Raw genomic sequence first — 26,463 nt, forward strand, 5'->3', positions numbered from 1 at the left:
AAGGGCGTTTGGTGGATGCCTTGGCAGTAAGAGGCGATGAAGGACGTGATACTCTGCGATAAGCCATGGGGAGCTGAGAATAAGCTTTRATCCATGGATTTCCGAATGGGGAAACCCACCTGAAACTTGATTGTTGTTGCCTTCGGGCGGTCAACAATTGGGTTAACCAGGTATCTTTTACCTGAATACATAGGGTTTAAGAAGCGAACCCGGGGAACTGAAACATCTAAGTACCCGGAGGAAAGGACATCAATAGAGACTCCGCTAGTAGTGGCGAGCGAACGCGGACCAGCCGAGCCTTGAGAGTGACGAGAACAGATTGGAAAGTCTGGCCATAGCGGGTGACAGCCCCGTATCGGAAGCTCGATGGGACGTATCAAGTAGGGCGGGACACGTGAAATCCTGTCTGAAGATCGGGGGACCACCCTCGAAGGCTAAGTACTCCTTACTGACCGATAGCGAACCAGTACCGTGAGGGAAAGGTGAAAAGCACCCCGACGAGGGGAGTGAAACAGTTTCTGAAACCGGACGCCTACAAGCAGTCGGAGCCCCCTTGAGGGGTGACGGCGTACCTTTTGTATAATGGGTCAACGACTTGGTCTGTCTAGCAAGCTTAAGCCGTTAGGTGTAGGCGCAGCGAAAGCGAGTCTTAAATGGGCGACATAGTTAGACGGATCAGACCCGAAACCGAGTGATCTAGGCATGAGCAGGATGAAGGTACGGTAACACGTACTGGAGGTCCGAACCCACACCTGTTGAAAAAGGTCGGGATGACTTGTGCCTAGGGGTGAAAGGCCAATCAAACTCGGAGATAGCTGGTTCTCCGCGAAAGCTATTTAGGTAGCGCCTCGGACGTATTCCCTGGGGGGTAGAGCACTGCATGGATGATGGGGGCCCACAGCCTTACTGAGTCTAAGCAAACTCCGAATACCCAGGAGAACTATCCGGGAGACACACGGCGGGTGCTAACGTCCGTCGTGGAGAGGGAAACAACCCTGACCAACAGCTAAGGCCCCCAATTCGTGGCTAAGTGGGAAAGCATGTGAGACTTCCAAAACAACCAGGAGGTTGGCTTAGAAGCAGCCATCCTTTAAAGATAGCGTAACAGCTCACTGGTCTAATCAAGAGGTCTTGCGGCGAAGATGTAACGGGGCTCAAGCCACGAGCCGAAGCTTTGGATGCACTTTAGAGTGCGTGGTAGCGGAGCGTTCTGTGATATAGAACGCTGCCTCTTTTGCCCAGCAATGGGTAACGGAGGCAATGTTCTGACTGTGAAGCCGGGCCGTGAGGCAACCGGTGGAGTGATCAGAAGTGAGAATGTTGACATGAGTAGCGACAAACAGGGTGAGAGACCCTGTCGCCGAAAGTCCAAGGGTTCCTGCTTAAAGCTAATCTGAGCAGGGTAAGCCGGCCCCTAAGGCGAGGCCGAAAGGCGTAGTCGATGGGAACCAGGTTAATATTCCTGGGCCAGGAGATGGTGACGGATCACAGAGCTCGTTCTTCCTTATCGGATTGGAAGGGCTGGTGAGTGGTCCCTGGAAATAGCCCTCCACAAGACCGTACCCTAAACCGACACAGGTGGACTGGTAGAGAATACCAAGGCGCTTGAGAGAACCACATTTAAGGAACTCGGCAAAATACCTCCGTAAGTTCGCGAGAAGGAGGCCCGGTTTTTGCGCAAGCAGAGGCCGGGGGCACAAACCAGGGGGTGGCGACTGTTTACTAAAAACACAGGGCTCTGCGAAGTCGTAAGACGACGTATAGGGTCTGACGCCTGCCCGGTGCCGGAAGGTTAAAAGGAGAGGTGCAAGCCTTGAATTGAAGCCCCGGTAAACGGCGGCCGTAACTATAACGGTCCTAAGGTAGCGAAATTCCTTGTCGGGTAAGTTCCGACCTGCACGAATGGCGTAACGACTTCCCCGCTGTCTCAAATGTGGACTCAGCGAAATTGAATTGTCTGTGAAGATGCAGACTTCCCGCGGTTAGACGGAAAGACCCCATGCACCTTTACTACAACTTCGCACTGGCATCAGGATTGCGATGTGCAGGATAGGCGGTAGGCTTTGAAGCGGGGACGCCAGTTCCCGTGGAGCCATCCTTGAGATACCGCCCTTCGCACTCTTGATGTCTAACCGCGGCCCGTTATCCGGGTCCGGGACCCTGCGTGGTGGGTAGTTTGACTGGGGCGGTCGCCTCCCAAACAGTAACGGAGGCGCGCGAAGGTTGGCTCAGACCGGTCGGAAATCGGTCGTTGAGTGCAATGGCAGAAGCCAGCCTGACTGCAAGACTGACAAGTCGAGCAGAGACGAAAGTCGGCCATAGTGATCCGGTGGTCCCGAGTGGAAGGGCCATCGCTCAACGGATAAAAGGTACGCTGGGGATAACAGGCTGATGATGCCCAAGAGTCCATATCGACGGCATCGTTTGGCACCTCGATGTCGGCTCATCTCATCCTGGGGCTGGAGCAGGTCCCAAGGGTACGGCTGTTCGCCGTTTAAAGAGGTACGTGAGCTGGGTTTAGAACGTCGTGAGACAGTTCGGTCCCTATCTGCCGTGGGTGTTGGAGACTTGAGAGGAGCTGCCCCTAGTACGAGAGGACCGGGGTGGACGTTCCACTGGTGGACCAGTTGTCGTGCCAACGGCAGTGCTGGGTAGCTATGAACGGACAGGATAAACGCTGAAGGCATCTAAGCGTGAAGCCCCCCTCAAAACAAGGTCTCCCTTGAGAGCCGTGGAAGACCACCACGTCGATAGGCCGGAGATGTAAGTGCAGCAATGCATTCAGTTGACCGGTACTAATGGCTCGATAGGCTTGATTTGATCCGGAAGAAGCAGGATTACCCTCCTTCCTCCAAAGCATCCTTGGACAATATCAGACCCCTCAAAAGGGTCCGACGCTGAGCGTTTCTTTCCTGGTCTGGTGGCCCTAGCGCGAGCAAAACACCCGATCCCATCCCGAACTCGGCCGTTAAGTGCCGCTGCGCCGATGGTACTGCGTCTTAAGACGTGGGAGAGTAGGTCACCGCCAGACCTGGTAAGAAACGCAATATCTCTCTGATACGATAATACAAACCCGATCAGGACAACCTTGGCGCGGGGTAGAGCAGCCCGGTAGCTCGTCAGGCTCATAACCTGAAGGTCACAGGTTCAAATCCTGTCCCCGCAACCAATATTACCAATAACTACAATGCATTACGCCTCGCGTTCCGCGGGGCTTTTGCTGTCCAAATTCCAGGTCAACAATAGGTCAACAAAACAACCCAAACTGCGTGCGAATCCAGCACCTTAGTAGCCAAACCCGCACTCAACCGCGTGAAACCGGTGAGAGTTCGTGTTCAACAGGGCAGATGCGGAAATTCACGCAAATTCGGCGAACAGGGTGTCGAGCGTCCCGCAGGCCCCAGATGGCGGAAGGATCAAAACTCGCTGCTGCAAGCAGAAAGGCAGCACCCAAAGGCGCAGCCCATTGGACTTGGGAAACTCGAAAACAGGCAGCGCCTGGCTAAAAGCTTCTGTCTTTGGATAGACGAGGACAATGTCGCCATGGCCATCTAGATAGCTCTGTCCATAAGCATAAAGCTGATAGAAATCTACCTGACTCAGCCCATACTTGTCCGTTCCATTGCTCTTCTTCTTGATGTCCAGCAGCTTCCATTTCGTATCCAGGACAAGACAGTTTGAGCCCGAAGCCTTCACCAGGAAATCTGGCTTCAGACGGAACCAGTTTTGTTCAAGATGTCTCACGAGCGAAAAGGTCTTTACCTGTGGTTTCAGATGGAAAGGGGAAGAAAGCTGTCGTTTTAAATGCTTGGCGACAAAGGCCTCAAAAACTGCCTCCATTGGAAATAGCAATGATGGCGATCGGTGCCCGCCGGTTCCGGTCAAAGGCGACTCGTGCTCTAGGATCAACCTTGCCCAGGCTAGGGCGTCCGAATAGTGAGCCATGCCGCGATCCAGGCGCACCCGTAGCAAATCGACCGACGGACGTTCGGAGATTGGCACATCGACAAACACAAAGCATAGTTCTCGTGCGAGCCGCTCGTTCGTCTGTGATCCTGTCCATGACAGAACCTGACGTAACGCAGCATGCAGAAGCCGGTTTTCCGCGCGATCCGGAGAGAAATCGTCAAATTCGGCAAAGAAGCGATCTCGTCGGCAAAGATTCTGCCGCAAGTGTGCTGCCATCTGCAGTTTGCCATGTAGCGCAAACATATTGTCTTGCAGGGCACTATAGTCACTGCGCAAGCCGCGTTTGACGATCTGCTCAACACTGCCAAGAAACGCTTCGATGAAAACCTCAAGCAAGGGCATTCGCGTGGCAGCTAGCTTGGCGCTGTCGGTTTGAATGTGCCGAAAGCCACCAAGGCAACGCAGCATCTCAATCAACAATTGCCTTGCTTGAACATCCCCACCTTCAGTGAGCTTGCCAACTTTCGGCAACACCTCGATCTGATAGCCGTCTGGAGCTCGAATGACTCCAACAAAGCTGGTGACCTGGATAGCGCGTTGACCGCGCTTTTGCGTTAGCCGCAACCAAGCGTGAGTTCCTGTGTCAGTAGCGGCCAATGCCTGCGCCTCAAGCCACTCAAATACGCTGAAAGGAACTTTACGTAATTCTTCCGATTCCTCAGCGCCGCTGTCTTGAGACACCAAGGCGCCGAATTCGTAGATTGTCACTCCACCCATTTGTGCGTCCCGATCCGAACCATCAGGAATGCGATTTGTAGATGCCGATATAGGCCATGGGCTGTCTGAAAGCCGACTCTTGCAGGATATAGCGCTGCCGTGTCGCGTAACTGTCTAGGCCATGATCGTTGCCGAACAGCTCAGACAAATCCTGATCGTGGTCGGCAGTTTCGCGGATGAATTGATCCGCTGCGTTGGCTTTCTGATTGTCGGCCAACACAAGTCGAATTTTACGCCAGTCCTCGAAGAAATACTCCTCCAAAAGTGGCAAGATACGATTGCGAAATATCGCTGCCAGCGTCTGGAAGCGATCCGCGTCGCTTTGTAACTTCACGAGCCCGGTGAAATAGGCGTGACCAATGCAATGATCACGATCATACAATGCCTCAATACGATCATTGATACGCTCGAGCATCAGGCGCACGTCGATCACGCCAGCCTCGGTCTTGACGACAAGCCCAGCGAGTGGTGCGCTGTCTGGCTCGGCCGGAATTTTCTCTGCACGAGTGTCTGGCATCAGCGGGACGAAATCGAAACGACGGCGCAAAGCCGTATCAAGTAGGGCCAGTGATCGATCCGCCGTGTTCATCGTGCCGATGATATCCACGTTGGCGGGTACAGAAAATTTCTCGCCGGAATAAGCCAAGGTAATTTCGGCCGACGGGGGGCTACCATCAAGGCGGTCCCTCTTGTCTCCTTCGATCAATGTGATCATCTCGCCGAATATCTTGCTAATATTGCCTCGATTGATTTCATCAATGACCATTGCCCAACGTTGATCCGGCGCCTGTCGGGCTTTGCGGCACAGCTCCTTGAATGCCCCCGGACGGATCTCATAGGCTACTTCGCCTTCTTCGGCATCGCCTGCCAGAACTGGCCGTAGACCTTCGACGAATTCCTCATAACCATAGGACTGGTGAAAGGTGACGAAACTGTAACGCTGAACAGTGGCATCGTCCTTTGGCCCAGCTTTCAGCTCATCTACCAGGTCACGCAGCTCAGCACCGATTTCGTCCCAGTCACCGGCAAACCGCCAAATGGAACCTGCTGATTTGTCAAAGATGGCGGGACCAAGCCGTAGCTTAAGGTTGACTGTGGTGGAATCTAGGATGGTATGGTTTTGAAGCGTTCCCCACAGCGTCTGATTTATGCCGCTGACACGGCTTTTGGCGCTAGCGATAGCCTGGATGAAGCGATGCGCAGCCAAATCCGGCACCTTTGCTTTGCCACCCAGGTCGTACAACGCTGCTGCCAAACCTTCCCACCACGTGAGCGCCGCGATTTTTTCGGAAATAATCTGATTGCGCCATGCATCGGCAGATATCGATTCGGCTTGTTGTTCATAGTCGCTCTTCAGTAATTGGGTCAGCGCGTAGGTTTTCCCGGTGCCGGGCGGTCCGTAATAGATGCGATTAACGCAGGCGGCGACAGGTTCGCTGGCCAGAACTTTTGTCGGAACGGCCTGAAATGAAGGTTCTTGATCGTTTCCGAAGTTGTTTGGCTCTATAGGCTCACCTGACAGCGCCGCCAACTCGGCCAAATCCATATCGAAGAACGGTTGAAGCAAGGCTGCCTCAAACTCTGGCAGATCATGCGTGCCTACAAGTTTGAAAGTGGAGCGATAGTTTGGCGTCCAGCCCTTTTGACTGCCTTCATACTTACCATCCTTGACTGCCTTTTTAAGTACGCGATAGTGACGCTGAAGCCAGCCATCGCCTTTTTCACACGGTTCGGCTTCGGACGTAAATTGGCCAATCAGAACGACTTTTTCATTGCCGTGGCACAGATAGAACAAGGAACCTACCTCAGCTTTCTGAAACTCTTTTCCCTGACCTTTTTCAGTTTCGCCATGCATGACACCAAGGTTTTTTTCGAGGTAGGTTTCTCGCTCCTGAGGTGAAAAGTCCTTTACACCATGCGAAAGCTTCCAGATCTTGAGGAGTTTTTTGCTCACTGTTTCCCAGACTTCTTGCGCAAATTCCAGAATGCCAAGATCGGAAGGGCGTTTGGCAATTACTGCGTTCTGCAAAGTGGCCATATTGGATTTCGCTGTGTCGCCTAAGAAGGTGGCGAGCCAATCGCGTTTGAAAATATGCACCAGTACCGGCGCCTGCCGGTCTTGATAGTGAAAGGCGATCTTCCACTTGAAGGCCTCACCTAAATGTTCGAATGCTTCGATAGCGTCAAGGTCGCCCTCTGATGCAAGCTGCGCGACCTGCACAACATGTCCACGCACCTTCTCGAAGGCTTCATCCGCTGTGTCGCCAAGGGTTGAATACCAGCCGTAATCGTCAGAATAGCTAAGTTTGGCGTTGGACGGCTTGCTTTCAGTGCTTTTGCGAGAGAAGACCCCAAACTTGAACGCTGACCCGCCCCAGATACTGCCCATCTTGTCTAAGCGCGACTCGATCCAATAGGTGAAGCTGTCCTGCGAACCAGCTTGGGTATATTCGTCGATTGTCATCGAGGCCAAGCGCGACGCTGGCCAAACACTCAAGAATTCATCCCAGAGGGCGTACTGTTGCTGGAAGTCGGGCATTCGGAAAACAACTCGCTTTTGGGTGGATGGTTTGGACAATATTGATTTGACAGGTTTCCATTTGAATCGACAGCATTTTCATGCTTTTGGGATCGTGACCAAGTGTGAGACAAACATGACATTTGGTCACGAACGTTCCCGGATCTCATCGTACCCACTTGTCCGCAACTGACCAAATCACCGAACCAATGGTCAGCAAAGCTCCTATTACTGGCTCAATGTCAGATGCTTCGGTAATCCTCCCCGTTTTAACGGGGTTTGGTCGTAGAACTCACGCAGCCATTTTCAGTTTCTGTGCGGGTGTTATGCCGCCGATGCCCATGTTGGGTCGCTCGTTGTTGTAAGTCCAGAGCCAGTCGGTTGCGATACTCTGTGCCTCCGCGATGGTTTCAAAAATGTAGAGGTCGAGCCATTCATGGCGGACGGTGCGGTTGTAGCGCTCGACGTAAGCGTTCTGCTGCGGTTTGCCGGGCTGGATGTGGGTCAGGACAATGCCCTGCTTTGCGGCCCAGATTGCCAAGGTTGCGCTGATGTATTCCGGGCCGTTGTCGACCCTGATGGCCATGGGCTTGCCGCGCCACTCGATGATCTGGTTCAGCGCCCGAACCACGCGCTCGGCCGGAAGCGAAAAGTCGACCTCAATGCCCAGACCCTCGCGGTTGAAGTCGTCGAGCACGTTCAGCAGCCGGAATTGGCGACCATCGGCCAGACGGTCGGCCATGAAGTCCATGGACCACACGAGGTTCGGCGCGTCTGGAACCGAGAGCACGTCCGGCTTGTGCCGCTTGATGCGCCGCCTTGGCTTGATCCGCAGGTTCAGTTCCAGTTCGCAGTAGATCCGGCGAACGCGCTTGTGGTTCCAGGCATGGCCACGGACATTGCGCAGATACAGGAAGCATAGGCCGAAGCCCCAGGTTCTGTGCGCCTTGGTCAGGCCCTCAAGAAGATCCGCGATGGTCTCGTTCTCGGCACAGCGCTTCGGGCTGTAACGAAAGCACGTCTCGCTGACCCCAAATGTGCGGCAGGCCAGCGCAATGCTGACCCCCTTCGTTGCCACCGCCCTCGCGGCCAACTCGCGGCGTTGAGCTGGCCGCGTCACTTTTTTCCCAAAGCTTCCTTGAGCAGGTCGGCCTGCATGCTCAGGTCCGCGAACATGCGCTTCAGCCGCCGGTTTTCATCCTCCAGCGCCTTCATCTGGCTCATCATGGACGCATCCATACCGCCATACTTCGCCCGCCATTTGTAAAAGCTCGCGCTGCTGATCCCATGCTCTCGGCACAGCTCCGGCACCGCAACACCGCCTTCGGCCTGGCGCAGCACAGCCATGATCTGCGGCTCGGTAAATCGGGTCTTTCTCATTCGAATCTCCTCAGCTCACGCTACGAGAAAATTCTACGAATAAACCCCCTTAACGATGGGGAGGATTACCTCACCATAGCTTCGGATAAACTTCTGTGATCACGGTTGCACCGGGTGCTGGATCCCACCCGTCAAAGGGTCAGAAGTGCAGGTGGGGCCGCGCGTGCCGAAGGTGCCGCAGCCAAGGAATGCCGGCATGGGTAATATGGCCTGTTCTTGGTAGCGGTCACGAGAGCCGCGTTCTCTGCCTCGGTCCGCGCCAAGGCCTTGCGGGAGGGGCGTTCGATTGCAAAAACCGGGGGCTGTTTCTCTCTCTTGGCGTGGATGACTTCACCGTGCCGCATTTCGAGAGCAGTTGATGCTCAGCATCCGGTTCTGGGTGACATGAGTGGGTATGTTGTACGCGTGCATCGCCAGTTCCGTGCGGTTTCGGACATCAAGCTTGCGGAAGATGTTTGTCAGATAATGCTTCACCGTCTTTTCGCTGAGGTTAAGTGACCGGCCGATCTCCTTGTTGCAGCAACCCCGGCGGATCAGGACATATATCTCTCCTTCGCGCTTGCTCAGGATGCTGGCATCTGCCTCGATCTCCAGCGCCGGTGCGGCTCCCCACGACCCCAAGACGCGCGCTGCCAGATGCGGGGTGATATGGCCGATGCCATTGACGAGTCGGTTCAGAACATGAAACAGCTCGTCACCGCTGATCCCTTTGAGGACGTAGCCGGCGGCGCCCAAGCGCATCGCTTCCATCACGTCCTGTGGCCGCTCTGATATCGTCAGGATCAGGATGCGGGTTTGGGACCCGGCATGGGTGATGGCCCGAATGGCCTCGATGCCCGAACCGGGGATCTCGAGGTCGAGGATCAGGATGTCGGGGGCGTCACGCCGAACTAGGTCGATCGCGTCCGCGGCGGAATGGCCCGCACCGGTCACGCGAAATCCGCCAAAGCTCCCGATCACCTGGATCAATCCCTCTCGAACGATGGGATGGTCGTCGACGACGGCAACGCTGATCTCACTCATGGCTATGCTCCATGCTGTACTCGTGAAAGCTGGCCCGGATTTCCATGCGGTGGTGTTCCAGATCCAGAACCTGAAAGATGCCCCCCAGATTCTCGATGCGATGCCGCAGATTGCGCAGGCCCATCGGCTGGCGGGTGACATCACGGCATGCGTCCTGACCGTGACGGGCGTCGTTGCTGACCGCGATGACCAGGGTGCCGTGATCGACGTACAGATGCACCTGTTGATCCCGTCCCCCCGCATGCTTGAAGGCGTTGTGCAGCCCCTCCTGCACGACACGGCAGATGGCGACCTTGACGGGCAGGCTTGGCTCCGGCAGGCGGTCCGCCAGAACGGTGCGGACTTCCGTCGAGGTTCGGCGCCGATGGTCCTCAACAAGGGCGGAAACCGCGTCCGCCAGGGGCAGTTCGGCGACCGGTCTCTGGCTGGTGCCGCTCAGCAGGGCCTGGACCTCGCTCATAGCCTCTTCGAGGATAAGCCGAACGCTTTGCACCCCGTCTTCCTGCGGTCCGCTTGAAGGCGGCGCGGACTTCATGCGCAGCAGGGCAACGGTAAGCAATTGGCCGATCCCGTCATGGATGTCCGAATTGATCTGACGAAGCTGCGCCTTCTGCTCCTCCTGCAGGCGGATGGTGCGTTGATGGATCCTGGCCTGTGTCTCCCTTGTTCGGTCAAGCAGCAGGACCAGGTCGGCCATCCGTGCGCTCAGATCGGTGCGCTGCCGCAGGATCACCGCATCGCCATAACGAAGGATCATGACCAGGATGGCGACGAACATGGCCCCGATGACGGTCAACAGTCCCCAGGTCTGCCAGCGGGCGCGGGTCAGTGCGTCCGAAACGACGGCCGCGTTCTGATAGTACTCCGCCACCGCGACGATCCGGTTGAGCGAACGGATGCGGATCGGGACATAGATCTCGAACTGCTGGGGGCCCGTGGTGGTGCTGGGCCAGCCGGATTCCACGTGGAAGGTGTCGCCGACCGATACTGATATCTCTCCTGCAAGCGCGGTTGCCAGCTCGTCGCTGACGGGCTGCGCGGAGCCCGTCAGGCCGGGGCGCGATGCGTAAAGAATGGTGCCTTGGGCATTCCATATCTTCATTTCGGAAATGCCGAGCGCATCAGAGATGTCATGAAAATACGTATCGATGACACCGATAAGTTCCGGCGACAGCGTATCCGCCGCCAGATCCTCGGCATGCCGGTTTAGCATAGATCCAAGCACGGTCGCAGCGCGATGCCCGACCTCCGTCTCGACGGTCTGCTGCAGGCGCGATGCCGTCCAGACGCCCAGAATGGCCAGCCCCACGACGATGATCAGCGCGCAGCTGGACAGATGGCGCCGCAACAGACCCAGGCCCTGCCAGACAGGCCGAGAGCGCGTTTCCGGCGAGAGGAGAGGAGCGTCAGACATGCCGGTCAAACCACCCACCACGAGTTTCGGGATATGCCGTCGGATGTAGTCCACAAGGTAGCATATGCCCCCTCGTTCACATAGGCGTTATCAGTTCCGATCCGGTCCTATTGCGATGTTCCGTATGATTTCGGTGCCTGAAAACAGCGGGCCGAAGAATCGCCATCTTCCTGAAGTTGCATGGCAATCTGCGCGCCCACACCGGGCGTTGTGCCAAGGCCCGTGTGATCCATCCGGCGATTCGTCGGTCGCAGACGCCATGGCGACGAAAGTCGCCATTGCTGGGGACCTAACGCCGTATTGGGGACGGCCCGTCTTGGCGTAACCTGTCGACATGGGCCGCCGTCCCGATACCGGGGGTGGACTAAGTATCTTGTAAATGGCTTGCGCCGACGTGAACGCCTCTCCGCCCATGGTGAGGGAGATCACCCTGTCATGCGCCGGCCTCTGGTCACGTCAGGGAGATGATCATGGCAACGAGCTTTCATGTGAACGTGCATGACCTGAGCTTCATTCTGAAGCAGATCCAGGTTTCCGAACTCCAGGCATCGACGCCGGGCATGACGACCGTGGAGGCGATCCAGGCGGTCTACGGCGTCAGCGCCGCGGATGCGGCCCTGATGCCGGTGGGCCTGCGGACCGTGGACGGCAGCGACAACAGCCTGTTGCCCGGAACCGAGAGCAACGGGGCAGGGGACACGCCCTTTCCGCGCCTGTTGGACCCGGTCTATTCGAACGAGGGTGACGAAAACCCGTTCTTTGGAATCTCGAACACGAACTACGGGAACAGCGGCAATGTCGTGGACAGCGATCCGCGCACGATCTCAAACCTGATCGTGGACCAGACGCCCGCCAATGTCGCGGCCATCTATGCGGCGTTGAAGGCCGTGGGAACGACGGGCGTCGATGCGAATACCGCCGTCGCCGCGATCACGGTGGCCTACCAGGCGACGCTGAACGCCAAGGGGGCCGACGCCGCCGTGGAGGCCGCCGAAACAGCGTTGAGCGCCGAGACCGCGGACCATGGCGCGGCCGTCGCAGCCTTCAACGCCGCGGAGCTGCGCGTGGCACATTTCACCTCGGCCGGTCCGCTGGCGGAGGTTGCGGCGGAGGCCGCCGACGCGGCCAGCGACGCGCTGACGGTACTTGTCGCCGACGTGGAGGGCGGAAACGACGTCACTGGATCTCTTGCCACGGCCTTGGCTGCCGCCGTCACCGCCAAAGAGGCTGCGGATGCGGTGACGACCGCCTTGGGCGGTGATGCCGTTCCCGCCGCTCAGGCGGTGGCCGACGCTGCTCAACAACTGCTGGAGTTTCTGGACACCGCCGCCCAGAGCCTTCCCATTGATGAGGCGGCGCTGGTCGAAGCTGTAGAGGCCTTCGGGGCGGTGCTGGGATCGGACGGCCATGCCGCCGACAGCATGGACGCGATCCAGGCCGGACTGGCCTCGGCAGAGGATCAGGCCGACGCCGCCGCGACGGTGCGAGACGCCGCGCAGGCCGACCTTGCCGAGGCGCAGGCGGATTACAATACCGCGGTGCAGCAGGCGCAGACTGCCGGAACACCCGCCCAGACCGCGGACTTCCTGGCCGACACCTTAGAGGATTACGGGCTGGCCACCAGTCCGGAGGGGGGGCTGATCATCGACCACGTGTCGCCCGATGTCGGCCTGACTGCGCCCTTCAACAGCTTCATGACCATCTTCGGCCAGTTCTTCGACCATGGTCTGGACCTTGTGAACAAGGGCGGCAACGGCACTGTCTTCATTCCGCTGCAGGCCGATGACCCACTGATTGCCGGCGCCGACCAGATTTTCGGCACGGGCGACGATCTTCCCGCAAGCCTGCGGTTCATGGCGCTGACCCGGGCCACCCCGGTCCTGGACGAGAACGGGGTGGAGCAGCACGTCAATGCCACGACGTCTTTCGTCGACCAGAACCAGACCTATACCTCGCACGCCTCGCATCAGGTGTTCCTGAGAGAGCAGGTCCGCGTCGAGATCGATGGGGTGACCAAGGCCTATTCCACGGGCCACCTGCTGGACGCGTCGAGCGAGACCGGCTCTCTGGACGGTGCGGTGGGGACGTGGGCCGACGTCAAGGCGCAGGCGCTGTCGGTCCTGGGCATCCGCCTGGAGGACATGGACGTCCACCGGGTGCCGCTGTTGGCGACCGATGCCTATGGTAACCTGATCACCGGGCCGAACGGCTATGCCCAGATGGTCATGGCACCCGACGCCACCCATTCCGGCCCCTGGCTGCGCGAGGGCACCGCCGAAGGGATCACGACGCAGGGCAGCATCGCGGCCGGTCCGGCCTTCCTGGTGGACATCGCCCACCATGCGGCGCCCAGCAGCACGACGACGGCTGACGGGGACAGCATCACGGGCGATGACAACAACGCCCAGACCTATGACGACGAAATGCTGGATCTGCACATCGTGTCGGGAGACGGGCGCGGCAACGAGAACATCGCCCTTCAGTCGATCCACTCGATCTTCCATTCGGAACACAACCGCATGGTTGAGGAGAACAAGCACACCATCCTGGATTCGGGTGACGTGTCATTCATCAACGAATGGCTGCTGGTGCCGCTGGCCCAAGGCACGGACCTGACCACGGTCGACCCGGCCGATCTGGTGTGGAATGGTGAACGCCTGTTCCAGGCTGCGCGGTTCACGACCGAGATGCAGTACCAGCACATGGTCTTCGAGGAATTCGCCCGTCGCATACAGCCCGGGATCGATCCGTTCGTCTTCACCAATTCCGCCGATATTGATCCCTCGATCATGGCCGAGTTCGCGCACGCGGTCTATCGCTTTGGCCATTCGATGCTGACAGACACCGTGGACCGGCTGGACGCCCAGCTGATGCCGGTGAACGGTGATGCGGAACAGATGTCGCTGATCGAAGCGTTCCTGAACCCAGAAGCCTTCACGGGGTCAGGCAGTTCGCTGGACGAGGCGCAGGCGGCGTTCATCCGGGGCCTGACCTCTGACGTGGGCAGCGAGATCGACGAGTTCATCGTCCCCGCCCTGCGCAGCAACCTGCTGGGTCTTCCTCTGGATCTTGCCGCGCTGAACATCGCGCGGGCACGCGATACCGGCGTCCCGTCGCTGAACGAGACGCGGGCCCAGCTCTACAACGACTTCGGCCTGCCGGACCTGAAGCCCTATGCCAGCTGGACCGATTTCACGCAGTATCTGAAGAACCCGTTCTCGATCGCGAACTTCATCGCGGCCTATGGAAACCATGCGTCGATCACCTCGGCCACGACCCTCGCCGACAAGCGCGAGGCTGCCACCCTGCTGCTGTTCGGCGACGGCACCAACAGCGATGGCGTGACGATACGCGGCGTGACCTACACGAACGAGGATCGGCTGAACTTCCTCAACGGGCGGGGCGGCTACGGCGCCGGCAACGACCGGGGCGGGCTGGACAATGTCGACCTGTGGATCGGTGGCCTGGCCGAGAAGGTGACCGAATTCGGCGGCATGCTGGGCACCACCTTCGGCTTCATCTTCGAATACCAGATGGAGCAGCTGCAGAATGGCGACCGGTTCTATTACCTGTCGCGCACGCAGGGTCTGAACCTGCTTGACGCGCTTGAGGCGAACACCTTCGCCGACATCGTCATGCGCAACTCGGCGCTGAGCGGCGATTATGCCACGCATATCAACGCGAACCTGTTCCTGACCCCGGACATGATACTGGAACTGGACCGCGCCATCGCACAGCGCGACTACAACGGCGCGGGTGCTGGCCGTGACCCGGTCTGGGACGACCCGATCATTCAGAGCCTCGACCCCAAGGTGATCCGGGTGGATTCCGGTGTCACCGACGCGAACGGCCATCAGGTCGGCGGAGAGCTGCATTTCCGCGGCGGTGAACATGTCGTCCTGGGCGGGACCGAGGGTGACGACTACATCAAGTCGGATCTGGGTGACGACGCGCTGTGGGGCGATGGCGGCAACGATTACCTGAACGGCGGGGCAGGGGCCGACCAGGTCTTCGGCGGCAACGGTGACGACATCATCGAGGACACGTTCGGCGACAACTTCCTGCGCGGCGAACGGGGCAACGACGTCGTCTCGTCGTCCCGGGGCATCAACCTGCTGTTCGGCGGCGAGGGGCGGGACGCGCTGCTGGTCGGTCAGGACGCGGGCGAGGCCTTCGGTGGCGAGGGCGACGACTTCATCCTGGGCGGTTCCGGCGGGGACAACCTGCTGGGTAACGAAGGCAACGACTGGATCGAGGGCGGAGAGGGATTCGACGTCATCTCGGGCGACAATTCGGAACTGTTCTTCAACTCGACCATCATCGGCCATGATGTGGCCTGGGGCCAGGGCAACGACCAGGACTACGATCTTGAATCGGGCGACGACATCGCCCTGTCCGGGATCGGCGTCCAGCGCTTCGAGGGCATGTTCGGCTTTGACTGGGCCAGCGCGAAATACGACGTGGCCGGTGTGAACTGGGACTTCAACATCCCGATCTTCACATCGGCGCCTGCGGACATCCTGCGTGACCGCTTTGACCTGATGGAGGGTATGTCGGGCTGGATCCACAACGACACACTGCTTGGCGACAACCGTGGCGGGACCGTGGGCGACACGGATGCGGCGGGCAGCTTTGACGACCACGTTTTGACCGCGGCGGGCATCGACCGCATCAACGGGCTGCGCAACTGGTTCGACGGCGCGCTGGAGACCCTTGGCGGACCGGGAGCCACAAGCTTCCGGGACGGTAACCTGATCATGGGTGGCGCCGGGTCCGATCGCATGATGGGGCGCGGCGGCTTCGACGTCATCGACGGCGACGCCTGGCTTAATGTCCGCATCCGCATCGTGGTCGACGGAACCGTGTATTCCGCGGAATCGCTGAACAGCTCTCAGGCGGCCGCCGGACCGTATGCGGGCAGGGTCTATGCGATGGGTGCCGACGGGCGGCCGGACTTCTCTGCGCAGGCCTTTGGGGGGCGGTCGCTGACCTCGCTGCTGCTGGACCGTACGATCAACCCCGGCGACATGTCCATCGTCCGCGAGATCGTGACGGCGGCACCTGGCACGGCCCGTGACAGGGCGGTCTTTGCAGGCGCGCTGGACGAATACGAGATCGAGGGGCGCGGCACGCAGTTGCCGGGAAGCACGTTGATCCAGGCGGCGCGTGACATGAACGGCGACGGCTTCATCTCTGTCCGCGACCTGGGCGGGGACGGGCGCGCGGCCTTCGATGATATCGATCTGATCCGCAACGTCGAGGATCTGGAATTCACCGATCAGGTCATCGCCATCGACACGCCCATCGGCATCAACGTGAACCTGGCGCTGGACGTCGATGGCGCCCCTGCGGCCTTGCCGGCCATCGGTGCCACCATCGGCCGCATCACCGCCGAAGGCGTCCCCGGCACCTTTGCCCTGGGTGCCGGCAGCAGTCCCCTGTTCGGCGTTGCAGCCGACGGGACGCTTGCCGTGACCGGCACGCTTGGCCTCAATCAGACGCACCAGCTGGATCTGACCTTTGCGACGTCGGGGGTCAGCAGGACGGAACGCCTGCAGGTCCTGACCGGCAGCAACGCGGCCAATACCATGGCAGGATGGGCCGGGGACGACCTGATGTACGGCCTGGCCGGAACGGATGTCCTGACGGGAGGCACGGGGGACGACGTCCTGTTCGGACAGGCCGGAAACGATCAGCTGACCGGCGGCGCTGGGCGCGACATCCTGATCGGCGGGCGCAACAACGACCAGGTTCAGGGCGGCGCGGGGGACGACCTGATCCTCTTTGCATGGGGTGACGGGAATGATGCGGTCGATGGCGGCGATGGCACCGACCGGATGCGCATCTCTGGCACCGCCGCGAACGAGACCCTGACTGCAACCTGGAACGGTGCCGCGCTGACTGCGCTGACCGGGTTCACCGCGATCACCTCAGTCGAACAGGTCCACGTCGATCTTGCGGGCAGTGCGGACCGGCTGGTCTATGCTGCCGGATCGGCCGGCGTCGTCGTCGACCTGGGCGCGGGGACGGCGTCGGGCTTTGCCTCGGTTGCCAACATCGCCTCCGTTCAGGGCGGGAACGGTGCCGATGTCCTGACCGGGAACGATCAGGCCAACACGCTGAACGGTGGGGGTGGAAACGACTTCTTCGTGGCGAGGGCCGATGATGCCAGCGACCTCTACACCGGTGCAGCAGGCTTCGACACGCTGGACCTGTCCGCCTATTCCGGCGACCTGTCGGTCGATATTTCCTTTGCCACGGCGACGATCCTAGGAACGGGCACGACGGCAGCGCTGTCCGACCGCGTCCAGTCGGTCGAGGCCCTGATCCTGGGCGGTGGCGCGGACATCGCCTTCGGCAGTGCAGGGGCCAACCACCTATGGGGCGGCGACGGTGACGACACGCTCAGCGGCGTGAACGGCAACGACACACTGGAGGGTGATGCGGGCAACGACATGCTGATCGGCGGCGCGGGTTTGGACGTCCTTGTCGGCGGGCTGGGCGATGACGTCTTCGTCTTCGCGACACCCGCCCACAGCACGCTGGCGGCGTCGGACGTGATCATGGACTTCGGTCAGGCGGGATCGGCGGGCGGCGATGTCATCGACATCGGCGACATGGCAGGGCTGGCCTTCCAGTTCGTGGGATCGGGGGGCTTCGCATCCGGCGGGACCAATCAGGTGCGCGTCTTCAACAACGGGACGGACACGTTCGTTCAGATCGACACGGACACCGACGTCGCAGCCGAAGCCCAGATCCGCATCCTTGGCATCCACGACTTGGCGGCATCGGACTTCATCCTGTGAAGGCTGATCCAGACTGATAAGCATCACGACCGGCTGGTAGGGAGTTTCCAATGCCAGCCGGTTTCCCAATGTCACAGGAGCAGCTTGGTCATTTGTCGCAGGCGGGGCACATTTTCCAGCGACTTCAAACTATGCGTTGATCAGGAAACCCACTTCTACCTGATCCCCAAAGGATATGACGTCCGCGTGGCGCATTCCGTTTGCGGGCTCTCCGATCTGCTGCATCTCGATCGGGCGCTGCCATTGGTGATCAAGCTAATGGTCGATCTTTTCGTGCAGCTGTCGAATTTCTAGCTCAGCCTTCAGATTGATGCGATATTCTGTTTTGCCCCGCAGGCGGTTCTGGGTTTCCTGCCGGCGCTGGCTCACCATGATGATTGGCGCCTGCAGGGTGGCGACGCAGGACAGCACCAGGTAAGGGGTAGGGATCGAAGGGCGGCCGCAGCACACCCGTGACGTTCGTGCCGATCCATGCCGCCAGAACGCCGACAAACACCAGGATGAACGGCCGGCTGCCGCCAAAACGTGCGACCCTGTCGGCCATCTGTTCGTCGAAAATCAGGCGGTCGTCCAGCGCCGGCTCCCGCTGGCGCGACAGAATGGTGCCAGCCTCCAGAATGTCCAACACGGTTTTGTCCAATGCCGACAGCTTGCCACGCGCGTCCTCCAGCATGCGTTCGACGTATTGCCTGCGAAATGGCACCAGATCGGTCTGGTAGATGATGCGGCCACCGGATCAGTCTGGTGGCTCCGTCTCGATCAAGGCGGACAGTCCAGGGCGAACTGACATTCAGGCATGCACTGCCGTCAGCGGAGATCTATCCGCGAATATGGCATGGGGCGGTTTGGTGATCGGGTTCGCGGGGCAGAGGTTCTCATGGGGACCATTCAGGGATGTCGCAAGGCCGTGGTGCGCCTCAACCCGATCTGCAATCATCATGCCGAACGGGTCGGCGCGTCGCCCGGCAGTGAGGATCCGGGCGGTATGAAGGCGGCAGTTGCCGCGATCTGTAAGGCGCCGGCGCAGCAAGGCATTGTCCGACAAGGATCCAGTACACCGGGATGCGTCGCCGCTGCATTTGGTACAGGGAAACAGGCAAGAACATCGATCATCGAAAGTGAACGGACGGTGATCTGTATTGACGGACCGTCCGTCTAGGGGTGGGTAAACCCTTCACCGACAATGTCGTTTGTTACCGTCAGTAGCAGCTTCCGTTGACACAGGACGCACCACCGGCAAGCGCGCCGATCAATGCGCCCTTGGTCTTGGACCCTCCCAAGGCGTCGGCCGCCAAGGCCCCCGCACCCGCGCCGCCCACCGTCCGGACCGCGGCACTATTGAGTGGGCTGTCGTGGTAGCCACCACCACCGGCACATCCTGCCAGCGCCAAGACAACGGCCGTTCCCATCGCTCCGAATGTCGTCTTCATTTCCTGCCCCTTGATCTTGTTCTGATTTGTCCGAACAGCCTAGCGCGCGCCCTTGGGGATGATAATCCCGACCTCCTTCAGAAACGCGTGATCCGCATGGCAGGCGTCAGCTGTAGGCATAGACCAACAGCGCGACGCCCAGGATCAGGCGATAGACCACGTACGGCGTGAAGCTGACGGCCTTCAGCAGCCGCATCATCAGGGTCAGGGCGACAAGGGCCGCTACAAAAGCGAAACCTGCAGCGATCCCGGCCTGTGCGACCGCTGCACCGTCGAAGTCCGACATGACATCGCCCGCCAGAAGCGCGGCCGAGGCGATGATGGTGGGGATCGACATCAGCATCGAGATCCGCGCCGCGTCCTCGCGGATATAGCCCAGGGCACGCGCGCCCGTGATCGTCGCCCCTGATCGCGAGGTTCCGGGGATCAACGCCACCGCCTGCCACAGGCCGACGATGACGGCGTCGCGCATCGTCCAGTCCGCGGTCCGCTTTCGGCCCTCTCCACGCTGGTCGGACCAGTAGAGCAGCAGACCGAAAATGATCATCGTCCAGCCGATCACGGCCACCGACCGCATCATCTCCATCGCGCCGGACATCTTCAACACCAGCCCCACCAGGACCACCGGTATCGTGGCGACCATCAGTGACGCGGCCAGCCGCGCGCCGGGCGTGTCGATCCTGCCCCGGGCCAGCCTGCCACATCCGGCCAGGGCCGCGGCGACGTCGCGCCGGAAGAACAGGATTACCGCGAAAAGCGTGCCGACATGGACGGCGACGTCGATGACAAGGCCTTGGTCCTGCATGCCGGTCAGCTCCGGAAGCAGGATCAGGTGGCCAGAGGAGGAGACCGGAAGGAACTCGGTGATCCCCTGGATGATGGCGACAAGGACAAGGTGGAAGAGGGTCATTCAGATTCCTTACGCGGGCAACGCGCCACTTCAGAGGCCCGTCATTGCCGTTGTGGAAATGACGGACTGTGGAGCGCGCCCGCTATCACCGACTGGCTCCGACCGCCACTCTACCAGGCCAATTTGCGCTTTTTGATGACACCGCTTACCGAACAGATGAAGCAAAAGTGAAAGCGTGGACCCGTCCGGTATCCACGGAGAACAAGCGCCGTTGGCGCGGGAATGCTGGCGTCCCCTGCGCATCGTGATGCTAGGTCGCGTACTTCCCCCGCGCTTCAGATCAGCATCGAACGACATGGGTATCCTCGACCTATGGTCGCAAACCGACAACGCTTATGACGCTGCAGCCGCCGGCCGGTGCGTTCTATCCGCGTTCAGGCGATGCATTTCGAACATCTGTCCGTCCCGCTCCGACGCTCGTCTAGCTGGCCTCGGCGCGGGTCGTCTCTGGTCGGCCTGTCCCTGCGACAGGCCAGTACTTCCACCGCAGTTGCGCTATGATTTTGCGCTGACATAATAGGGAGATGTCAGGGGTTTTGTGAGGTTGCCGCAGAGCATACCTCCCTGTTGGCGCAATGATTGCAGTCTGCGGGACTATCAATGGCCGAGCCTCACGATGACTTCGCGAGCTAAGTGCAACTGATTGGTCGTGGCACGCGCTATGTTGATATGCCATCCTTCGCCAACGGCTATTCGATTCAAATTCAGTCGGCGTTGCTGGCCATGGTTCGATTTGTCGCGACACATCCGTCCTGGACCGCATATAGATTGACGTTCGTAAGCATTGCGGCTGACGATCCCCTATTTTGATAGTCAGCTTACGGCTTTGATATTGGCAGGAAGTCAGCGTTACTGCCGGTTCGCCCATTCGCTTGCAGCCCGGCTAAGAAATCTTTGGAGAAGCACACTTCGTACAGAGCTTTTTGGAGCGCAAAGCCTTGGAGTAACGTGAAGACACAGAACATAATATGAGGTGCCGCCTGAAAGCTGGGCACTGACGTAAGCTCTGTTTTTGCTGTCTGCTGATCTTCATCACGAGGGAGATCGACGATGTCGAGACGAAAACGGCACGCCCCTGAGTTCAAGGCGAAGGTGGCACTTGAGGCGATGAAAGGCGAGGGGACCGTGTCGGAACTGACGAGCCGGTTCGGCGTGCAYCCGACGATGATCGATCAATGGAAACGCGCGTTGCTCGATGGCGCGTCCGGTGTCTTTGAACGCGGTGGCCGCAAGGCGCCGGTGATCGACGAAGACCAGGTCCGGGATCTGCATGCCAAGATCGGAGAACTGGCGGTGGCCAACTCATTTTGGAAAGAAAGCTGAAGCCCTGGGGCGGGAAGTGATGCGGCACTGGAACGCCATTGGTCCGAGAGACGATGCCGAACGGCATGGTCGAACGCGACCATCCGGACCTGTCGATCGGCCGGCAGTGCGCTCTGCTGCAGGTCCCTCGTTCGTCGTTTTACCATATGCCGCAGGGTGAGACGGACCAGACCCTCGCGTTCGCCATGGACCTCGAACCAGTGGCGGCCACAGGGCTCACTGCGGTTGATCGACGTGCGGTTCCTCGACACGCCTTTCCTTGGCGTCCGTCAGATGACCTGGCACCTGCGCAGTTGCAGGGACCGTGGCCCCAGTGGGGCCGCGCAAGCCCGAAAACGGCCACAAGGTGAACGAAAAGCGCATACGTCGGCTTATGCGCCTGATGGGTCTGATGCCGATCTAGCAGAAGTCCAACACCGGCCGGCCGACGAAGGGACACAAGACCTACCCCTATCTGGCTCGCGCGGCCTGCGTGCGGACCGGCCAAATCAGGTCTGGTGTGTGGACATCACCTATCTGCCGATGCGTCGCGGCGCTCGGCATGGCCTCGGACCGGTGGCGGCTCATGCCTCACTCTCCCTGGTGGCGATCATGGACTGGCACACCCGCATGGTCTTGGCGTGGCGGATCTCCAACATCGAGCCATAGTCCGCCACTGGTCCGAGGACCATGGCGAGGGGACGCCGACTTCTGCGTCGAGGCGCTGAACGAGGCCATCTATCGGTTCGGACCGCCGGACATCATGACCATGGAGCATGGTCGCGCCATCGGTCCAAGTGGCCATGCGCCGTCAAGGGTCCCAGTTCACGCCGTTTGCCTGGACAGGCCGCCTGCGACGGTCGGGCGTCCGCATCTCGATGGATGGCAAGGGCGTTCGCAAGCGCACCTTGGACAACACCTTCATCGAGCGCCTGTGGCGCGCCCTGAAATACGAGTGCGTCTATTTGCATGCCTGAGAGACCGGATTGCAGGCACGCACCGGTGTCCGCAACTGGATGGAATTCCACAACCACCGCCGGCCGCACAAGGCTCTTGGCGGCCGACCGCCAGCAGTGGTCTCCTCACTGACAGCAGAAGCAACGCAACCCGATCAGCAGGAGCAGATCAGCGCTTAGAAAGCGCCAGATCCTGTCAAAGGAATGGGAAGCACCTCAGCGAAGGGGTATCTCGCGCTCGATTTCAACCCGCGTGCTTCTGGAGGAATCATGATTGTGCTTGGTCTTGAGGCATGCTGGCGGCATCATTGTTCTGTCGGCATCCTCTCTCAAAGCCATGCATCGATCGCTGGTAGAACAGGCGAGCATGATGGCTCCGCATGATCGTGCTGCATGGCCTGAGTGTTGAACGAAAGGTCCGTGCGTTTGCGCAAAGCCGGCGAAGGGACAGGGCCTGATGCAATCACCCGGCGGACGGTCGCCGACCGTGCCTGCTCATCTGGAAAAGCTCGGGAAGCTGTGACAAGCTTCGCGTCAGATGAGGCAGCGTGCCTGACAAGCAGGCCTTTGCGTCGGCAAATTTGCATCGCGCTCCTCCTTCACGGAATTGGAGCGGAAGATGCCATCTGAGATTGCGGACAGTCTTGAACTTCACGTCGTCGATCTGGTGAATGCAGAGCGGGAACAGGCTGGCCTCAACCCGGTCCACGTCGAAGTTCATCTGAACGCCGCAGCTCAGGACCATTCCGACTGGATGGCCGAGGAGCAGGCGATTTCGCACGCTGGCGAGAATGGATCCTCTCCGACCGACAGGGTCGAGGATGCGGACTTTCCGCTTGCCGGCGGGTCATGGAACCTGACGGAGAATGTGGCCTATACGGGACTGAGAGGTCCGGCCACCGAAGCCGACGTCGACCGGCTGCATTCCGCGCTGATGGAAAGCCCCTCCCATCAGGCGAACATCCTCGATCCCGATGTCGCGTATATCGGGATCGGCCTGTCGTTGGGGTCGGTTGAGGGGCAGGGCGGAACTCAGGACGCGTTGTTCATAACCCAGAATTTCGCGAACACGACCCAGCCCGTCCTGGTCCAGGAGACGGTGGACGGACAGACCGTCACGACGCAGTATATCGACGGCGAGCCCGTTCCCGGAACGTCGCAGCCAGCGGCAGACCCGGACGAATTGCCTGCCGTTGGTGATGACCCTTCAGATGACGAAGGCACTGGTGACGAGGCTGACACCGACCAGGAGGATCAGGGCGCCTCAGGAGGGGCGTGCTTTGTCGCGACCGCAGCCTATGGAGACCGCATGCATCCGGATGTGGTGACGCTTCGCCGATACCGGGATCGCGTACTTGTCAAATACCCAACTGGCCGCGCCTTCATCCGCCTTTACTGGCGCGTCGGCCCCGTTATGGCAAAACGTGTTGTGCCGACCGGCGCTTCGGGCCGCATGGCGCGAGTGGCGCTGCGACCGATCGCATCTGGATGCCGGAAGATACTGTGCCGTCATATGATGGTGGCGCTGCCGAGGCAGACAGGTTCACTCATGTCGGCATGGCGTGCGAGTGTAGATCGACGGTTGTAAACGTCGCTTGGACCATCTGGTCGTTCGCTTACCATGGGGCATGTTGCCAGTCTTCTCGTGCATAGCATTGGGAGATCGAAGTTTGCAGCATTATGGAGCAGCAAAGAGGTTCGCCGATGCCAGTGCGTCTCATCTCCTACGAACGTTCGGACTTGGCAGGTAACGGAATCTCTCTGTTATGGCGCTTCTGCCTTCGGCTATAGAATGTCTCACTATAACAAAACATGTATTTCCCTACCTAGTTATGGATCCTGAGGTCCTGCGCTTAGTCCGCATGCGCTTATCGTCTGGATTCCCGACCAACAGATGACGGTTGCTGCAAGGGTGATCTGAATAGCCCCATGTTACCTGGACGTTTTCTTCGCTAACTTTGAGGCAAGGACGCCATGATGGGCACAGGCAACTTCACAGACGAGTTCAAGCGTGACGCGGTCGCACAGATCACGGAGCGGGGCTACCCGATCAAGGCGGTTTCGGAGCGGCTCGGGGTCAGCCTGCATTCGCTCTATGCGTGAAAGCGCAAGTTCGCGAAGGCGGCCACAGGCGAGACCGATAAGGATGTCGAGGTCCGTCGGCTGAAGCTCGAGGTGGCGCGCGTGTCGAAAGAGCGGGACATTCTAAAAAAGGGCGAGCCCTGTCCGCCATCGGTCCGAGGACAGTGGCGAGCGCGTATTTCGCCGGGGATGCAAGGTGAGATACGCGTTCGTAGCCGAGCATCGAGGGCAGTTTTCCGTCAGGGCCATGTGTCGGTGCCTGCGCATCCAACCGAGCGGGTTCCATGCCCGGCTTCAGGTGCCGCTGAGCAATCGGGCGATTGAAGACAAGCGCCAGACGAAGATGCTGCTGAATGCCTGGACCGACAGCGGCAAGGTCTACGGCTATCGCAAACTGCACGACGATCTTTTGGAGCAGGAAGAAAGTATCTGCGCGAACCGCGTGGCCAGACTGACACAACTTGCAGGGATCAAGGCGCAGATCGGCTACAAGCGGCGTCCGGGCAGCTACGGAGGCAAGCCTTCGGTCATGGTCGACAAGACCCTCGACAGGCAGTTCGACGTCGAAGCACCGGATCGTGTCTGGGTGACGGACATCACCTACATCCGGACGCAGGAGGGCTTTGCCTATCTCGCGGTGGTCATCGACCTCTCGGCTTGTCATCGGATGATCGATGCAAAGCCGCCAGACCACGGACGTCGTCTTGCAAGCCCTGCTCATGGCGGTCTGGCGACGCAAACCCAAGGCGAAGGTGCTGATCCACTCCGGTCAGGGCAGCCAATTCACCAGCATGGATTGGGGCGCCTTCCTGTGCGCCCGCAATCTTGAGCACTCCATGAACCGCCGAGGAGGCTGCCACGACAACGCGGTGGCCGAAAGTTTCTTCAACCTCCTCAAGCGGGAACGGATCAGACGGCAAACCTATCGGACCCGCGAAGAAGCCAGGCGGGACGTGTTCGATTACACCAAGATGTCCTACAACCCGAAGCGCAAGCATGCGAGGAACAGGATGCTGTCACCAGTCGAGTTCGAACGGCGGCAGAAGATGACATACGAAGGTGTCTAAGAAACATTGGGCTATTCATGCATCGGATACAGCCGCCCGCTCAATGCGCTCCGCGGGACAGCGCGACGGCGGGGATGGTCATGAAGATGATGCGCAGGTCCATCCACGGGTTCCACTTCATCACGTAGAAGCGGTCCATCTGCACGCGCTCCATGTAGGTCGTGTTGCTGCGGCCGCTGATCTGCCAGAGGCCGGACAGGCCGGGGCGGGCCGCSAGATAGTGGCGGGTSGAGSTGGCGTAATGGTCCAGCTCTGCCCGCACGACCGGACGCGGGCCGACCAGGCTCATCTCTCCGGTCAGCACGTTCAGRAGCTGGGGCAGCTCGTCCAGGCTCAGTTTGCGCAGCACGGCGCCGAGGGGAGTGACGCGCGGATCGTCGACCAGCTTGCGCTGTTCGTACCACAGGGCCGCCTTGGCGGGATGCTTGCGCAGRTACTGCTCCAGAACGGCGTCGCCGTTGACGACCATGGTGCGGAACTTCCAGCAGCGGAACTCGCGCCCGCCGAAGCCTACGCGGCGGTGCCCGTAGAGCAGCGGCCCGGAATCCGTYAGCTTGAGGACGATGACCAGCGCGAGGATCAGCGGCGCCAGCAGCAGCAGRCCCAARACCGCCAACGTGACATCCAGCCCCCGCTTGGCCATGCCACCCACAGGGGCGGCTTGGTTAGAAGATGCATCAGACCGAAACCTGAATGTCGGGTCCCGCAGGACAGACATGGATTTACGAAGGGGAGGGGTAACCTGCGGAACGCGAACAGCTCGCATCGTGACGACTTCCTGATAGTGCCAACATCTCTCAAGTGCGGCACAAGAGGCAAATCTCCGGAAAGTTCCTTAAAATTTTACAGACTATGCTTTTAGGTAGGCTTCATTCGAGAATATCCTCAG

Annotated in this window: 14 protein-coding genes, 1 tRNA gene, 2 rRNA genes and 1 pseudogene (1 of these 18 running past the window's edge); 10 read left to right on the plus strand and 8 right to left on the minus strand. The window is 59.7% G+C overall.

What is annotated here, in order from left to right; translation table 11 throughout:
- The 3 genes from SY26_RS13015 to SY26_RS13025 all read left to right on the plus strand — a co-directional run.
- Window positions 1-2,820, plus strand: a 23S ribosomal RNA gene (locus tag SY26_RS13015); it begins 13 nt to the left of the window's first position.
- Window positions 2,821-2,916: 96 nt separating this feature from the next.
- Window positions 2,917-3,031, plus strand: a 5S ribosomal RNA gene (gene rrf / locus SY26_RS13020).
- Window positions 3,032-3,092: 61 nt separating this feature from the next.
- Window positions 3,093-3,169 (plus strand) — tRNA-Met (locus SY26_RS13025).
- A gap of 188 nt (window positions 3,170-3,357) precedes the next feature.
- On the opposite strand, the gene SY26_RS13030 is transcribed toward SY26_RS13025, so the two are convergent.
- From SY26_RS13030 to SY26_RS21630, 5 genes are all read right to left on the minus strand, one after another.
- On the minus strand, window positions 3,358-4,677 hold the full coding sequence (locus SY26_RS13030) for an McrC family protein (protein ID WP_198143164.1): 1,320 nt from the start codon (window positions 4,675-4,677) through the stop codon (window positions 3,358-3,360).
- Between the two features lie 31 nt (window positions 4,678-4,708).
- Window positions 4,709-7,225 carry an AAA family ATPase gene (locus SY26_RS13035; protein WP_046000898.1) on the minus strand — a complete coding sequence of 839 codons (2,517 nt, stop codon included), beginning with the start codon at window positions 7,223-7,225 and terminating at the stop codon, window positions 4,709-4,711.
- A 271-nt stretch (window positions 7,226-7,496) separates the two neighbouring features.
- A protein-coding gene (locus tag SY26_RS13040) for an IS3 family transposase (RefSeq protein WP_139599857.1) occupies window positions 7,497-8,584 on the minus strand; the annotation gives its coding sequence in 2 pieces (ribosomal slippage) (window positions 7,497-8,335 and window positions 8,335-8,584; 1,089 coding nt in all).
- Between the two features lie 330 nt (window positions 8,585-8,914).
- The gene (locus SY26_RS13050; protein WP_052715275.1) at window positions 8,915-9,607 is read right to left on the minus strand and encodes a response regulator transcription factor; all 693 of its coding nucleotides are present in this window, start codon (window positions 9,605-9,607) and stop codon (window positions 8,915-8,917) included.
- On the minus strand, window positions 9,600-11,075 hold the full coding sequence (locus tag SY26_RS21630; protein ID WP_198143165.1) for a sensor histidine kinase: 1,476 nt from the start codon (window positions 11,073-11,075) through the stop codon (window positions 9,600-9,602). The genes SY26_RS13050 and SY26_RS21630 overlap by 8 nt, the downstream gene beginning before the upstream one ends.
- A gap of 416 nt (window positions 11,076-11,491) precedes the next feature.
- On the opposite strand from SY26_RS21630, the gene SY26_RS13060 reads away from it, so the two are divergent.
- Window positions 11,492-17,827, plus strand: a complete 6,336-nt coding sequence (locus SY26_RS13060) for a peroxidase family protein (protein ID WP_198143166.1) — start codon at window positions 11,492-11,494, stop codon at window positions 17,825-17,827.
- 255 nt (window positions 17,828-18,082) lie between these two features.
- Here SY26_RS13060 and SY26_RS21920 read toward each other — a convergent pair whose 3' ends face one another.
- The gene (locus SY26_RS21920) at window positions 18,083-18,199 is read right to left on the minus strand and encodes a DUF1003 domain-containing protein (RefSeq protein WP_232303359.1); all 117 of its coding nucleotides are present in this window, start codon (window positions 18,197-18,199) and stop codon (window positions 18,083-18,085) included.
- A 505-nt stretch (window positions 18,200-18,704) separates the two neighbouring features.
- On the opposite strand from SY26_RS21920, the gene SY26_RS21200 reads away from it, so the two are divergent.
- On the plus strand, window positions 18,705-18,986 hold the full coding sequence (locus SY26_RS21200) for a hypothetical protein (RefSeq protein ID WP_157020497.1): 282 nt from the start codon (window positions 18,705-18,707) through the stop codon (window positions 18,984-18,986).
- A 377-nt stretch (window positions 18,987-19,363) separates the two neighbouring features.
- On the opposite strand, the gene SY26_RS13070 is transcribed toward SY26_RS21200, so the two are convergent.
- The gene (locus SY26_RS13070; protein WP_046000900.1) at window positions 19,364-20,167 is read right to left on the minus strand and encodes an undecaprenyl-diphosphate phosphatase; all 804 of its coding nucleotides are present in this window, start codon (window positions 20,165-20,167) and stop codon (window positions 19,364-19,366) included.
- A 1,050-nt stretch (window positions 20,168-21,217) separates the two neighbouring features.
- On the opposite strand from SY26_RS13070, the gene SY26_RS22195 reads away from it, so the two are divergent.
- The 5 genes and pseudogenes from SY26_RS22195 (at window position 21,218) to SY26_RS13095 (ending at window position 25,574) form a co-directional block, all read left to right on the plus strand.
- Window positions 21,218-21,490 carry a transposase gene (locus tag SY26_RS22195; RefSeq protein ID WP_369799434.1) on the plus strand — a complete coding sequence of 91 codons (273 nt, stop codon included), beginning with the start codon at window positions 21,218-21,220 and terminating at the stop codon, window positions 21,488-21,490.
- Between the two features lie 782 nt (window positions 21,491-22,272).
- Window positions 22,273-22,446 carry a hypothetical protein gene (locus SY26_RS22200; protein WP_369799435.1) on the plus strand — a complete coding sequence of 58 codons (174 nt, stop codon included), beginning with the start codon at window positions 22,273-22,275 and terminating at the stop codon, window positions 22,444-22,446.
- A gap of 9 nt (window positions 22,447-22,455) precedes the next feature.
- Window positions 22,456-22,605 (plus strand): integrase core domain-containing protein, encoded by a 150-nt coding sequence (locus SY26_RS22205; protein WP_369799436.1) that lies wholly within the window; start codon window positions 22,456-22,458, stop codon window positions 22,603-22,605.
- A 439-nt stretch (window positions 22,606-23,044) separates the two neighbouring features.
- Window positions 23,045-24,013: a CFI-box-CTERM domain-containing protein gene (locus SY26_RS19975; RefSeq protein ID WP_052715277.1), complete on the plus strand. Its 969-nt coding sequence runs from the start codon at window positions 23,045-23,047 to the stop codon at window positions 24,011-24,013.
- Window positions 24,014-24,402: 389 nt separating this feature from the next.
- Window positions 24,403-25,574: pseudogene (locus tag SY26_RS13095) on the plus strand (IS3 family transposase).
- Window positions 25,575-25,614: 40 nt separating this feature from the next.
- On the opposite strand, the gene SY26_RS13100 reads toward SY26_RS13095, so the two are convergent.
- The gene (locus tag SY26_RS13100; protein WP_052715278.1) at window positions 25,615-26,292 is read right to left on the minus strand and encodes a sugar transferase; all 678 of its coding nucleotides are present in this window, start codon (window positions 26,290-26,292) and stop codon (window positions 25,615-25,617) included.
- Window positions 26,293-26,463: the final 171 nt, after the last annotated feature.

It is taken from the genome of Paracoccus sp. 228 (assembly GCF_000967825.1).
Lineage (GTDB): Bacteria > Pseudomonadota > Alphaproteobacteria > Rhodobacterales > Rhodobacteraceae > Paracoccus > Paracoccus marcusii.

Excerpts from the sequence above, each read along its gene's own strand:
- SY26_RS13060 (WP_198143166.1), top strand. The coding sequence starts at position 11,492 with ATGGCAACGAGCTTTCATGTGAACGTGCATGACCTGAGCTTCATTCTG.
- SY26_RS19975 (WP_052715277.1), top strand. The coding sequence starts at position 23,045 with ATGCCATCTGAGATTGCGGACAGTCTTGAACTTCACGTCGTCGATCTG.
- SY26_RS13070 (WP_046000900.1), bottom strand. The coding sequence starts at position 20,167 with ATGACCCTCTTCCACCTTGTCCTTGTCGCCATCATCCAGGGGATCACC.
- SY26_RS13035 (WP_046000898.1), bottom strand. The coding sequence starts at position 7,225 with ATGCCCGACTTCCAGCAACAGTACGCCCTCTGGGATGAATTCTTGAGT.
- SY26_RS21200 (WP_157020497.1), top strand. The coding sequence starts at position 18,705 with ATGGGGACCATTCAGGGATGTCGCAAGGCCGTGGTGCGCCTCAACCCG.
- SY26_RS21920 (WP_232303359.1), bottom strand. The coding sequence starts at position 18,199 with ATGGTGAGCCAGCGCCGGCAGGAAACCCAGAACCGCCTGCGGGGCAAA.
- SY26_RS22200 (WP_369799435.1), top strand. The coding sequence starts at position 22,273 with ATGCGCCGTCAAGGGTCCCAGTTCACGCCGTTTGCCTGGACAGGCCGC.
- SY26_RS13050 (WP_052715275.1), bottom strand. The coding sequence starts at position 9,607 with ATGAGTGAGATCAGCGTTGCCGTCGTCGACGACCATCCCATCGTTCGA.